The sequence below is a fragment of the Leifsonia sp. CL147 genome (genome assembly GCF_900114565.1).
Classification (GTDB): Bacteria; Actinomycetota; Actinomycetes; order Actinomycetales; family Microbacteriaceae; genus Leifsonia.
Genome location: NZ_FOTM01000015.1, coordinates 69,895 through 81,359, shown reverse-complemented (window position 1 = coordinate 81,359; position 11,465 = coordinate 69,895). Strand labels below are relative to the sequence as shown.

Genomic DNA, 11,465 nt, shown 5'->3' with positions numbered 1-11,465 from the left:
CTGTCGCCGATCGGCGGAGCCGATCCGCGGAAGCCGATTCCGCCGAGGCCCTTTCCGCCGAAGTGCTCGAAGTTGCACCCGACACGCCGTGCGTGCCTGCAACGTCGAGCACTTCGCGGAGGCACCGCCCCGCTCCCGCGCGCTCCTCCCGTTCCTCCCTGTCCCCGATCCGCGGATGGCGACTCCGCCGGGGCCCCTTCCGCCGAGGTGCTCGAAGTTGCACCCGACGCGCCGTGCGGGCCTGCAACGTCGAGCACTTCGGCGGGAGGGCGCAGCCCGGGACGCGGCAACCGCGCGGCCCCCCGGACGCGCGACGGCTCAGGGCGCCGGGCGCACTCCGCGGATGCTCGACAGCGGGAGGGTGCGCTCGATGTCCGCCGCGCGGTCGCGGCCGCGCAGCCGTCCGCCGCCGACACCCGTCGGCTCCAGGAGGTAGTCGACCACCTGGCCGTCGGGCATCGCCACCTCCACGATGACGGTCTGCCGGGCGCGAACGGCCGCGTCCAGCTGCCGGGCCAGCCAGCGCTCGCCGGTGCCGTCCACGGCCGCGGACTCCGCCTCCCGCAGCCGCATCACCAGCTCGGCGTCGCGGTCGGGCTCCTTCGCGGCGGCGGGATGCGCGACCCGCTGCCGTCGCAGGGTCACCTCGTTCCCCTCCGCGTCCTCCGCCACGACGGGATACCGCGCGTCACTGATCGCCCAGAACACCACGTCGCGGGGGAAGCGGCTGATCAGCTCCCCGTGGCCGGACAGCGCGAACCGCAGGGAGGCGAGCGCCTGGTCGACCTGGATGGTCCGCAGCAGGGTCGCATCCTCCGACCGCACCGCGGCGTGCGCACCCTCTCCGACCACCGCGCGGACGCGCACCCTGCCGTGGCGCTCGGCGGCGTCCGCGATGAGGTAGTCGAGCGGCTGCGGGAGGCCGGTGAGCGAGATCTCGGACAGGAACTCCCGGATGCCCTCCGCCGTCTCTCCCGCGGTGAGCGCCCGATCCACCGACGCGGCCGAGAGCCGGAACGTGGATGCGAGCGCCCGCGACTCCAGGTCGGCGATCGCGCGCAGCCGTCCCTCGATCTCGGGAGCGAGCGGCCCGGGCGAGACGATCGTCAAGTCGTGCTGCAGGTACACCCGGTCCACCTCGGCCGGGAACAGTGCGGTGATGGTGGCCGTCGCCGCGTCGGGGCCGGCCTCCACGAGTGCGGTTCCGGCAGAGGACGGCGCCTGATGCGCCGTCACGCCGAGCCACTCCGCGAGGCGCGTGTGCGCATCCACTCGGTCCTGCGCCTCCTCGATGGCGGCGGGATGCAGCCAGGCGACGTGCTCGCGGAGGCTCTCACCCCAGGCGGCCCGGCTGCGCAGGGCGAGCAGCGTGCGCACGTCGTCGGGGACGGCGTCCAGCCAGGCGGCGGCGAGGTCGCGCCAGCGGGCGGAGGTCGGAGAGTGCGACCAGGATGCGGCGCTCTCGGTGGGCAGCCACATCCCGTCGTCGACGGCCACCAGTCCGGCGCTCGCGGCGGCGGAGAGGGCGACGGGGACGAGGTCGGCATCCACGGCGAGTGCCTGCGCGAGGCGTTTCACGGCCGGGAGGGCCAGGCCGCCCTTCTGCAGGCGCCGTGCGCCTTCGCGGCCGAGCTCTGCGACGAGTTCGGACACGGCTGCGACCGCCTCGAACGCGCGCTCGGCGGCGAGACGGTCGGTGAAGCGGCCCTCGGTGTCCGGGACGGGCGCCAGCGCGGCCGGCGGGGGAGTGCGGAGCAGCTCGTCGGGAGACGGCAGCCCCATCGCCGGCCAGGCGGCGAGCTGGGCGGTCACGGGCTCGTACCCGGCGAAGCGCGTTGCGGTCGTGCCGTGCGCGGTGGCGCCATCCCCGTTCGCGGCGTCCGCCTCCTCCACGGGATGGACGAGCAGCAGCCCCGCCAGCTCATCCAACGACGCGGAGATGGTCGCCCCCGAACTCCCCGCGGTGGCCGGCTGCCCGGCCAGCCGCCGCGAGACCTCGGCCGCCGTCAGCGGCGCCTCGGCGCGCGCCAGGACGACCAGGATGGCGAGCCGGAAGCGGTCGAGGGGTGCGAGCGCGCGCTGCAGCGAGTCCGCATCCAGCAGGGCCTCGCCGAGGTCGAAGTAGTCGGCGACGCCCTGTCGCCGATAGGTGCGGTGGTGCAGGGCGGCGACGAGCGCGTCGTCGTCCATCCCCCGGAGTCGCGCTGCGAGAGCGAGCGTGGTCGTCATCGCGCGGCCGCCGGCCGACGCCGCTAGCGCCGACCCGTGTTGTCGCCGGGCCGTCCGGTGCCGTTTCCGCCCGCCGCGTTCGCGGCCCGGTTGCGTCGCGCGCTCACGATGAGCAGGACGATGATCAGCACGAAGGCGATCGGCAGCGCTCCGTACGGCAGCAGGAACACGGCAGGCCAGATGCCCTGCCCCGATCCCTGGGCGGCGAACTGCCCCGCCGCGGTGCCGATGAGGATGGCCGCGATGCAGACCAGGGAGAGGATAACGAGCGCGGCGATGATGTACGCGAGGATGCGCTGGAGCCGGGATGCCGGCGGAGGGGTCTGCTGGGTCACGAAATCAAGGATAATTGAGGACGGTCATCCGATCCCCCATGCGAAGTGAGGTTCCCATGCCAACCGGCAAGGTCAAGTTCTACGACGAGGAGAAAGGCTTCGGCTTCATCAGCTCTGATGACGGCCAGGAAGTCTTCCTGCACGCCTCGGCCCTCCCCGCTGGTGCGGTCGTGAAGGCGGGGTCGCGCCTCGAGTTCGGCATCGCCGACGGAAAGCGCGGCGCGCAGGCGCTGTCCGTGCGCGTCCTGGAGGCTCCGCCGAGCCTGGCGAAGATGAAGCGCAAGTCCGCGGACGACATGGCGATCATCGTCGAAGACCTGGTGAAGCTGCTCGACGGCATCGGCTCCAATCTGCGCCGCGGCAAGTACCCGGACAAGGCGCACGGCGCGAAGATCGCCGCCGTGCTGCGCAAGGTCGCGGACGATCTGGATGCCTGAGCTCGGGGACGACGCGACCCCGGCCGTGCAGGCCGACCCGGAGCTGATCGCCGCGGTTCCGCTCGCCCGCGGTGCTCTCGCGGAGATCACTCCGGAGTCGACCATCGGCGAGCCCCTCGGCTACGAGGTCGAGGAGTCCGGCGCCGTCTCCCTGTTCTTCGAGTGCCGCGTCCCCGGCTATCCGGGCTGGCACTGGACCGTGACGGTCGGCCGCGCCGGAGACGACGCCGAGCCGACGGTGCTGGAGGCCGAGCTGATGCCCGGCGACGGGGCGCTGCTCGCTCCCGACTGGGTGCCGTGGTCGGATCGCCTGGCCGACTACCAGGCCGCCCAGGAGGCGCACGCGGTTCCGGGCGCCGAAGGCGATGACGACGACGACGACGAAGACGAGGACGAGGACGACGGGTTCGACGACTCCGAGGACGACCGCGACGTGCACGACCTGCACGACGACGGTGATCTGGATGGGGTCGACATCGACAGCGTGGACGTCGGCTTCGACGAGGCGACGGACATCGACGCCGGCCTCGACCTCGAGGCGGAGGAGGCTGCGGCGCTCGCCGCTCCGGCCGACGAGGACGCCCCCGACGAGGACGCCGCCGACGAGGATGCACCCGACGAGGACGCACCCGACGAGGACGCTGCCGACGAGAACGCGCCCGGCTCCCGCCGCAGGTCAGCGGCGCCGCGTCACCGTCAGGTAGCCGAGCCCGAGGACTCCGAGGACGAGTCCGACGACGATGGTTCCGACCCAGGTGCCCCGGTCGCTGACGCCGAGCGGGATGCCGACGATCACGACGACGACGAGGGCGAACAGCCAGAGCGCTAGCCCGACGACGACGGCCCGCCGGTCATCCGTCTTCACGGGGACCGGGTCGGGCCGACGTTCGGCGTCGCGGAGCCAGAGCCGCATCGCGCTCGCTCAGCCCAGCCGTTCGACCACGTACTCGATGCAGCCGATCAGCGCGCGCACATCCGCCGGCTCGATGGCCGTGAACGTGGCGACGCGCAGCTGGTTGCGGCCGAGCTTCCGGTACGGCTCCGTGTCGACGATGCCGTTCGCGCGCAACGTCTTGGCGATCGCTGCGGCGTCGATCCGCTCGTCGAAGTCGATCGTGACGACGACCTGCGAACGGTGCGACGGGTCCGCGACGAACGGCGTCGCGTAGTCCACGCTGTCCGCCCAGGAGTACAGCGCGCCGGACGACTCGCGCGTGCGCGCATCCGCCCAGGAGAGGCCGCCGTTGCCGTTCATCCACTCGAGCTGGTTCTCCAGGAGCACCAGAGTCGCGATCGCCGGGGTGTTCAGCGTCTGGTTGAGGCGGGAGTTGTCGACGGCGTTCTTCAGGCTCAGGAACTCCGGGATGTAGCGTCCGCTCGCCGCGATGCGCTCGACCCGCTCGAGGGCGGCGGGGGAGAACAGGGCGAGCCAGAGCCCGCCGTCCGAGGCGAAGTTCTTCTGCGGGGCGAAGTAGTACACATCCGCTTCGCTCACGTCGAGGTCGACGCCTCCGGCGGCGCTCGTGGCGTCGATGACGGTCAGTGCGCCCTCGTCGCCCTGGACGCGGCGGACAGGAGCCATGACGCCGGTCGAGGTCTCGTTGTGCGGCCATGCGTACAGGTCGAGGCCGGCGACGACCTCCACCTCGCTGCGCGATCCGCCCGGCGCTTCGAGCACGTGGGGCGCTTCGAGCCACGGCGTCGCCGCCGCCTTGGCGAACTTGCCGCCGAACTCGCCGAAGACGAGGTTCTCGCTGCGCTTCTCGATCAGACCGAACGCTGCGGCATCCCAGAAGGCCGTCGAGCCGCCGTTGCCGATGACGACCTCGTAGCCGTCGGGGATGCGGAACAGCTCACCCAGCCCCTCGCGAACGCGTCCCACCAGGTTCTTGACCGGCGCCTGCCGATGGGAGGTGCCGAGCAGTTCCGCGCCGGGCCCGGCGAGGGAGGCGACCTGCTCGGTGCGGACCTTGGAGGGTCCGCATCCGAATCGGCCGTCGGCGGGCAGCAGGTCAGAGGGAATAGTGGTCTCCGGCATAACTGAAGTGTATTGGCTGTTGCACCATCCCAGCGGCGCATGACGGCGCGACGGCCAGGGGATGCGGCCAGGCCCGCACCCGCCTGTCGGCCGCAGGAAGTAGGCTGACATCCGGCATTCGCGCGCCGCATCACGGAGGGGTACATGACCGATCTCATCGATACGACAGAGATGTACCTCCGCACCATTCTGGAGCTGGAGGAGGACAACATCGTCCCCCTGCGCGCGCGCATCTCGGAGCGTCTCGGCCACTCCGGTCCGACCGTCTCTCAGACCGTCGGCCGGATGGAGCGCGACGGCCTCGTCGTGGTCTCCGGCGACCGGCATCTCGAACTGACCGACGAGGGCCGCCGCAAGGCCGTGCACGTGATGCGCAAGCACCGCCTCGCGGAGCGCCTGCTGAGCGACGTGATCGAGCTCGAGTGGGAGTACGTGCACGAAGAGGCGTGCCGCTGGGAGCACGTGATGAGCGAGCAGGTCGAGCGCAAGCTGCTGACCATGCTCGGGCACCCGACCGAGTCGCCGTACGGCAATCCGATCCCCGGTTTGAGCGAGCTGGGCGCGCCCGACTCCTCCATATCCACTGAGAGCCTCGTCAACCTGGTCGATGTCGTGCGCGGCAACGATTCGGGCGTGACGGCCAAGATCCGGCGCCTCGGGGAGCCGGCCCAGGTCGACCCCGAGCTGCTCCTCCAGCTCAAGCAGGCGGGCGTTTTTCCCGGCTCGACCGGCACTTTCTCTCCGGCCGGATCGTACGTCGCGGTGCAGATCGACGGGTTCGACGCAGGCCTCGAACTGCCCAACGAGCTCGCCGCGCATATCTTCGTCGACGCCTGAGTCCCGTTACCGATTCGTTAAAAAACCCGCCAAAAGATGTGACAAACGACATATCGTCCCGTAGTCTCTTACGAGTCCGAACGGGTCAGAAGCCGGCCCACAGGACCCCGGATCGGGACGCTCCACCCCCCTGAACCCGTCTCCCGATCCGTGACACCGAAGCCCACTCGCTACGGACGGGGGCAGCTCCCTAGTGCTGCTGGAGCGTTGGAGGTCACACTTTGGCAGACTCGAGCACGTCCGGTCCCACCCAGGACCGGACAAACCCGGACCAGAGCACCACAGACTCACGCAGCACCACCGGAATCGTCCCCATCTCCCGCCGCAACTCCCGTGCGGCACGCGAGGCGACCACGTCGTCCCGGCCGGCAGGGTCGCCGGCTCGCACGACATCCACCGGCCCCATCGCCACGCAGGCGAAGAAGAAGCGCCGCGGCGGCTGGATTCTGAACGCCGGCGCCATCACGGTCGCCGCCGGAATCATCGCCACCATGGCCATCCCCGCCTTCGCCTTCAACCCGAACGGCACCGATAGTGCGGCCTTCGGCCCGAGCGCCGTCGACTCCATGAAGAAGGCCCAGTCGCAGACCGTCGAGGTCGGGGGAGTCGCCACCGAGGCCGTCAGCCGCGACACCGCATCCGCGACGAGCGAGCAGCAGCTGAACGCGCAGAAGGCCGCCGCCGCGGCCGCTGCCGCCGCAGAAGCGGCCCGTGCGCAGGCCGCCATCGAACTGACCAACTACGCCAAGGCCTCCACCGGCCCCTCTGTCTCCGACTTCCTGGCCAACCCGCCCTACCCGAGCTTCAGCCTCGCGCAGGTCTTCTCGGTGGCCCAGCAGTACATCGGCACCCCGTACGTCTACGGCGGCGCGAGCCCGGCCGGCATGGACTGCTCCGGCTACGTCATGTACGTGTACGCCCAGTTCGGCATCAACCTGCCGCACTCCGTGTCCGGCCAGGCGGCGATGGGCAAGCGCATCTCGATCGCCGACGCCCAACCCGGCGACGTCGTCATCATGTCCGGCCACGACGGCTTCTACGCCGGCAACGGCAACATCATGGATGCGCCCGACTCCGGCCGCTCCATCTCCATCCGCCCGATCTGGACGAGCGACTTCTACATCGTCCGTCTCGGGATCTGACACCCCCGATCCGTCTCGCTCGCGAGCATCCACTCGGTTTCGGATCGGTAAACACTCCGCACCACAGCACCGGATCGGCGCGCCACGAATAGGTGGCGCGCCGATTCTGGGTTAGCCTGTCGTTCTGACACTGCGTCATGCAGTCGCAGAATCGGAGGATCCGATGGCCGGAACACGTTCCGCCGGGCCGCTCAGTGCGACCGGGTGGGACGAGCGCGGCCTTCTGGCAGGATCGAGCGTTCCGCTCTCCCGCTGGGGCGACTTCCTCGCCTGCCGCCACCACGTCGAGGCCTGCCACCGCCACCATGTGGTGTGCCACCACCATGCCGCCTCCACCTTGGGCGCTGTCCGCACGGACAGTGCCCATTTTGTTTGTATGCGCGGCGTTTACCCGCGCGCTGCTCGCGGCGTTCGCCCGGACATCCCTTTCGCTACCCAGGAAGGCCGCAGATGAAGACTCTGGTTCTCAACGCCAGCTACGAGCCGCTCGGCGTGATCGCCACGCGACGTGCGGTCCTTCTCGTGCTGAGCGGGAAGGCCTCGACCATCGCCGGGAGCGGGGCGAAGCTGCACAGCCGCTCCCTGGTCCTGGATGCGCCGAGCGTCGTCCTCCTGAACCAGTTCATCAAGGTGCCGCACCGCCGCATCCCGCTCACCCGCAAATCCGCACTGGAACGGTACGGCCACGTGTGCGCCTACTGCGGCAAGTACGGCGACACGCTCGACCACGTCATCCCGCGCGCCCGCGGTGGCACGCACACCTGGGACAACGTCGTCATCGCCTGCTTCCGCTGCAACAACGTCAAGTCGGACCGCCTCCTCGCCGACCTCGGCTGGAAGCTGCCCTTCGAGCTGAAGGAGCCGCACCTCAACATGGCGTCCCTGATCAGCATGCGCTGGAACGACCCCAACTGGGAGGAGTTCACCGAGCCCTGGCGCCGCCACGAGCTGCAACTCGCCGGCTGAGGCGCCGCGCGGTCGCGCCGCGCTCGCGCGCTCGCCCGCTCTCGCTGCCTCCGACGCGCGCCCGGGCAGCCGACATTCGTCACGAATGTGCACTCTGGCGCCGTCTAAGTGAACATTCGTGAGGAATGTCCGCCGGGACGTTGGCCCGCCGTAGATAACATTCGTCACGAATGTGCACTCTGGCGCCGCCTAAGTGAACATTCGTGAGGAATGTCCGCCGGGACGGGGGCCTCAGCGCGGGGAACGACCGAAGCGGGAGGTCCCGAGGGAGCCTCCCGTTCGGCGGCCGGGTGCCCGGCAGCGGTGACACCCGGTCAGCCTGCGGTGACCTTGCGTCGGTAGCTCGCGATGGCGAAGCCGTAGGCGACGACGAGGATGCCGACGAGCCAGGCGAGCGCGATCCAGATGTCCCCACCCACCGGCTGCTGCTCGAACAGTGCCCGGATGGTGTTGACGATGGAGGTGACCGGCTGGTTCTCGGCGAACCAGGCCACCGGTCCCGGCATCGACTGCGTCGGTACGAACGCCGAACTGATGAAGGGCAGGAAGATGAGGGGGTAGCTGAACGCGCTCGCCCCATCCACTGTCTTCGCCGAGAGTCCGGCGATCACGGCCAGCCAGGTGAGGGCGAGCGTGAACAGGACCAGGATGCCCGCCACCGCGAGCCATGCTCCGACCGACGCTCCCGTGCGGAAGCCCATGATGAGCGCGACACCGACGACGATCACGACCGAGACCACGTTCGCGATCACCGAGGTGAGCACGTGTCCCCAGAGCACGCTCGAGCGCGCGATCGGCATGGACTGGAACCGTTCGAAGATCCCGCCCTGCAGGTCGAGGAACAGCCGGTACGAGGTGTACGCGACGCCCGACGCGATCGTGATCAGCAGGATCCCGGGCAGCAGGTAGTTGACGTACGAGCTGCTGGATCCGGTGTGGATGGCGCCCCCGAGCACGTACACGAACAGCAGCATCAGGGCGACCGGGGTGACCGCGGTGGTGATGATCGTGTCCGGGCTGCGCAGGATGTGGCGGAGCGAACGACCGGTGAGCACACCGGTGTCAGCGAGAACGTTGGTAGTCATCGTGCTTCCTTTCCGGAGGGGACGGCGCGCTCGGCGCGGTACTCGTTCGTTGCCTCTTCGGCGGTTGCGGCGGTTGCGGCGGCATCGCCGACCTCGGCGGTTTCGCCAGCCCCGCCGGCGTCACCGGCCTCCCCGACCTCGCCGGCCCCGCCGACCAGCGCGAGGAACACCTCCTCGAGCGTCGGCTGCTTCTCGACGTACTCGACCTTCGCGGCCGGCAGCAGGCTCTTGAGCTCGTCGAGCGTGCCGTTCTGGATGATCGTCCCCTTGTGGAGGATGGCGATCCGGTCGGCGAGCTGCTCCGCCTCATCCAGGTACTGCGTAGTGAGCAGCACCGTGGTGCCCTGCCCGGCGAGGCGCTTGACCGTGTCCCACACCTCGATCCGCGCCTGCGGGTCGAGGCCCGTGGTCGGCTCGTCGAGGAAGATGACCGGCGGGTCGCCGATCAGGCTCATCGCGATGTCGAGCCGGCGCCGCATCCCGCCGGAGTAGGTGGACGCCTTGCGCTTGCCGGCGTCCGTCAGCGAGAAGCGCGCGAGCAGGTCGTCCGCGATCGCGCCCGGGTTCTTCAGGTGCCGGAGCTTGGCGACCAGGATGAGGTTCTCGCGTCCCGTGAGCACCTCATCCACTGCGGCGAACTGCCCGGTCAGGCTGATCGCCGCGCGCACATCGCCCGGCTTCTCGGCCACGTCGAGGCCGTGCACGGTGGCCGTGCCCGCATCCGCTCGCAGCAGCGTGGTCAGGATGCGGACCAGGGTCGTCTTGCCGGCCCCGTTCGACCCGAGCAGGGCGAAGATGCTGCCCGCCTCCACGTCGAAGTCCACTCCGCGGAGCACCTCGACATCCGTGAACGACTTCTGGATGCCGCGGACGCTGATCGCCGCGGTGCTCGTCGCGGTTTCCGTCATCGTCGCGCTCATTGGTTCTCCTCCTTCTCCGCCTCCTGGACCGCCTTGGTGAGGCGTGCCCGCTCCTTGTCGATCCACTGCGTGCCGCCGTAGGACTGGGTGAACGTCTCGGCGAAGCCCACCGGGTCGTCCCCGACGATCGCGCTGATCGGCGTCCCGTCGACGGCCGCGCGCTCCCACAGATCGGCGAAGTCGCCGAGCATCAGGATGAGCGTGTCCCCGTCGGTCAGGCCGCCGTAGTACATGAAGTAGCGCTCGAACGCCTTCGCGGCGCCGCGGTACGGCTCAGGCAGAGCCTCCAGGCGGGCCTTGTACTGCCGGTACTGCTTCTTCTGCTCGAGGGAGCCCGTGAGCGCCTCGATCCACTTCGCTGCCATGGTCAGTCGTCCCCTTCGCGGAGCTGTGCAATACGTTCTGTGAGGAAGCCCCACGTCCTCCAGAACTCTTCGAGGTAGTCACGACCCCGGGCGTTGAGGGAGTACACCTTGCGCGGAGGTCCCTTCTCGGATGGCACCTTCTCGACATCCACGAGCCCTCGCTGCTCGACGCGCACCAGGAGGGCGTAGATCGTGCCCTCAGCGATGTCGGCGAACCCCTGGTCGCGCAGCCACGCCGTGATCTCGTACCCGTAGGCCGGCCGGCGCGCCAGGATGGCGAGGACGATGCCCTCCAGCGTCCCCTTGAGCATCTCGGTCTCCTGCTTGCCCATGGGACCCTCCCAGCTAGTCAGTGTTGCTGATTACCGGTACATAGTAAGCATGAGTACCGGTAGATAGCAAGACTGAATAGTGGAGTTTTTTGCGGGGTGGAGGGGAGGGGTTCTGTAGACTCGGTGGGCCAGCCTCTGTAGCTCAATGGAAGAGCAGTTCCGTCCTAAGGAAACGGTTGGGGGTTCGAGTCCCTCCAGGGGCACTTTCTGGGTGTTGCAAAAGTGCTGGTCAGGGTGCAAATTTGCGCACTTGATAACACTCGCTTTTCACGATTTGCCCACAATTTGCCCACAGGGTCGTCGAAAAACTCTAAAAAACTCTAAGGCTGCGCTGTGACGGCGGTCCCTGGGTTGGGAGCCCTCCGATCACCGCGGGGAAATCAGGGAGACGGTCTCGAGCGTTCCTGTATCAGAACAGCCCAGTCGCGCCTGGCCGGAGTCGGAATGCGAATCCAAAAAGGAGTGGGCCAATGATGCGGCCTGCGATGACGAGCCCGAACAGCGGTGCGGAGTCCAAGGCGCGTGCAAAGGGAAGGGCGAGCAGACATGGATGCTGAGAAGATTGCGACACGCCTCCATCGGCATCTCGGCATGATTGTGCGCAACAGCCGGAGTGGTCGCCACCTACAGTCGGCAGCAAGTTTTCCAGCCTGCGCCAGCAGTAACCAGCCGACGTTGCCTAGGGCGATCAAGCCTCCGGCTGCGAAGAGTGCGGCTATCCCGGCCGTGAGGTACTTCTCCGCAGCCCGTGCTGTGAGATCCCGGTAAGCGAGGTACCC

At 69.1% G+C, this 11,465-nt stretch carries 12 protein-coding genes and 1 tRNA gene; 6 read left to right on the top strand and 7 right to left on the bottom strand.

Annotated features, from left to right (window positions below; all coding sequences use genetic code 11):
• Positions 1-318 precede the first annotated feature (318 nt).
• A complete protein-coding gene (locus BM287_RS13185) occupies positions 319-2,229 on the bottom strand; it encodes a helicase-associated domain-containing protein (RefSeq protein ID WP_090040291.1) in 1,911 nt (636 codons plus the stop codon).
• A gap of 23 nt (positions 2,230-2,252) precedes the next feature.
• The gene (locus tag BM287_RS13180; protein WP_090040294.1) at positions 2,253-2,564 is read right to left on the bottom strand and encodes a hypothetical protein; all 312 of its coding nucleotides are present in this window, start codon (positions 2,562-2,564) and stop codon (positions 2,253-2,255) included.
• Positions 2,565-2,620: 56 nt separating this feature from the next.
• On the opposite strand from BM287_RS13180, the gene BM287_RS13175 reads away from it, so the two are divergent.
• Both BM287_RS13175 and BM287_RS13170 read left to right on the top strand, forming a co-directional pair.
• Positions 2,621-3,001 (top strand): cold-shock protein, encoded by a 381-nt coding sequence (locus BM287_RS13175; protein ID WP_090040500.1) that lies wholly within the window; start codon positions 2,621-2,623, stop codon positions 2,999-3,001.
• A complete protein-coding gene (locus BM287_RS13170) occupies positions 2,994-3,830 on the top strand; it encodes a DUF3027 domain-containing protein (RefSeq protein WP_090040297.1) in 837 nt (278 codons plus the stop codon). The genes BM287_RS13175 and BM287_RS13170 overlap by 8 nt, the downstream gene beginning before the upstream one ends.
• A gap of 93 nt (positions 3,831-3,923) precedes the next feature.
• Here the strand turns inward: BM287_RS13170 and serC are convergent, their stop codons facing one another.
• Positions 3,924-5,039 (bottom strand): phosphoserine transaminase, encoded by a 1,116-nt coding sequence (serC, locus tag BM287_RS13165; protein WP_090040300.1) that lies wholly within the window; start codon positions 5,037-5,039, stop codon positions 3,924-3,926.
• 144 nt (positions 5,040-5,183) lie between these two features.
• On the opposite strand from serC, the gene BM287_RS13160 reads away from it, so the two are divergent.
• The 3 genes from BM287_RS13160 to BM287_RS13150 all read left to right on the top strand — a co-directional run bounded on the left by BM287_RS13160 (position 5,184) and on the right by BM287_RS13150 (position 7,984).
• Positions 5,184-5,876: an iron-dependent transcriptional repressor DtxR gene (locus BM287_RS13160; protein ID WP_090040303.1), complete on the top strand. Its 693-nt coding sequence runs from the start codon at positions 5,184-5,186 to the stop codon at positions 5,874-5,876.
• Between the two features lie 221 nt (positions 5,877-6,097).
• Complete coding sequence (locus tag BM287_RS13155) at positions 6,098-7,018, top strand: C40 family peptidase (RefSeq protein ID WP_090040306.1); 921 nt, start codon at positions 6,098-6,100, stop codon at positions 7,016-7,018.
• Positions 7,019-7,468: 450 nt separating this feature from the next.
• Positions 7,469-7,984, top strand: a complete 516-nt coding sequence (locus BM287_RS13150) for an HNH endonuclease (protein ID WP_090040309.1) — start codon at positions 7,469-7,471, stop codon at positions 7,982-7,984.
• Between the two features lie 314 nt (positions 7,985-8,298).
• Here the strand turns inward: BM287_RS13150 and BM287_RS13145 are convergent, their stop codons facing one another.
• Genes BM287_RS13145 through BM287_RS13130 form a run of 4 tightly spaced genes read right to left on the bottom strand, consistent with a single transcriptional unit; the run spans position 8,299 to position 10,686 of the window.
• Entirely contained in the window at positions 8,299-9,069 is a 771-nt protein-coding gene (locus BM287_RS13145) for an ABC transporter permease (RefSeq protein WP_090040311.1), read from the bottom strand.
• The gene (locus BM287_RS13140; RefSeq protein WP_244528271.1) at positions 9,066-9,977 is read right to left on the bottom strand and encodes an ABC transporter ATP-binding protein; all 912 of its coding nucleotides are present in this window, start codon (positions 9,975-9,977) and stop codon (positions 9,066-9,068) included. The genes BM287_RS13145 and BM287_RS13140 overlap by 4 nt, the downstream gene beginning before the upstream one ends.
• A gap of 8 nt (positions 9,978-9,985) precedes the next feature.
• Positions 9,986-10,354 (bottom strand): DUF1048 domain-containing protein, encoded by a 369-nt coding sequence (locus BM287_RS13135; protein WP_090040313.1) that lies wholly within the window; start codon positions 10,352-10,354, stop codon positions 9,986-9,988.
• Positions 10,355-10,356: 2 nt separating this feature from the next.
• Positions 10,357-10,686, bottom strand: coding sequence for a PadR family transcriptional regulator (locus BM287_RS13130; protein WP_090040316.1), 330 nt, complete (start codon positions 10,684-10,686; stop codon positions 10,357-10,359).
• 131 nt (positions 10,687-10,817) lie between these two features.
• Between BM287_RS13130 and BM287_RS13125 the strand changes: the two genes are divergently transcribed.
• Positions 10,818-10,889: transfer RNA gene (locus BM287_RS13125), tRNA-Arg, on the top strand.
• The last annotated feature ends 576 nt before the right edge of the window (positions 10,890-11,465 follow it).

Excerpts from the sequence above, each read along its gene's own strand:
- BM287_RS13130 (WP_090040316.1), bottom strand. The coding sequence starts at position 10,686 with ATGGGCAAGCAGGAGACCGAGATGCTCAAGGGGACGCTGGAGGGCATC.
- BM287_RS13150 (WP_090040309.1), top strand. The coding sequence starts at position 7,469 with ATGAAGACTCTGGTTCTCAACGCCAGCTACGAGCCGCTCGGCGTGATC.
- BM287_RS13145 (WP_090040311.1), bottom strand. The coding sequence starts at position 9,069 with ATGACTACCAACGTTCTCGCTGACACCGGTGTGCTCACCGGTCGTTCG.
- serC (WP_090040300.1), bottom strand. The coding sequence starts at position 5,039 with ATGCCGGAGACCACTATTCCCTCTGACCTGCTGCCCGCCGACGGCCGA.
- BM287_RS13185 (WP_090040291.1), bottom strand. The coding sequence starts at position 2,229 with ATGACGACCACGCTCGCTCTCGCAGCGCGACTCCGGGGGATGGACGAC.
- BM287_RS13135 (WP_090040313.1), bottom strand. The coding sequence starts at position 10,354 with ATGGCAGCGAAGTGGATCGAGGCGCTCACGGGCTCCCTCGAGCAGAAG.
- BM287_RS13160 (WP_090040303.1), top strand. The coding sequence starts at position 5,184 with ATGACCGATCTCATCGATACGACAGAGATGTACCTCCGCACCATTCTG.
- BM287_RS13175 (WP_090040500.1), top strand. The coding sequence starts at position 2,621 with ATGCCAACCGGCAAGGTCAAGTTCTACGACGAGGAGAAAGGCTTCGGC.
- BM287_RS13140 (WP_244528271.1), bottom strand. The coding sequence starts at position 9,977 with ATGACGGAAACCGCGACGAGCACCGCGGCGATCAGCGTCCGCGGCATC.
- BM287_RS13170 (WP_090040297.1), top strand. The coding sequence starts at position 2,994 with ATGCCTGAGCTCGGGGACGACGCGACCCCGGCCGTGCAGGCCGACCCG.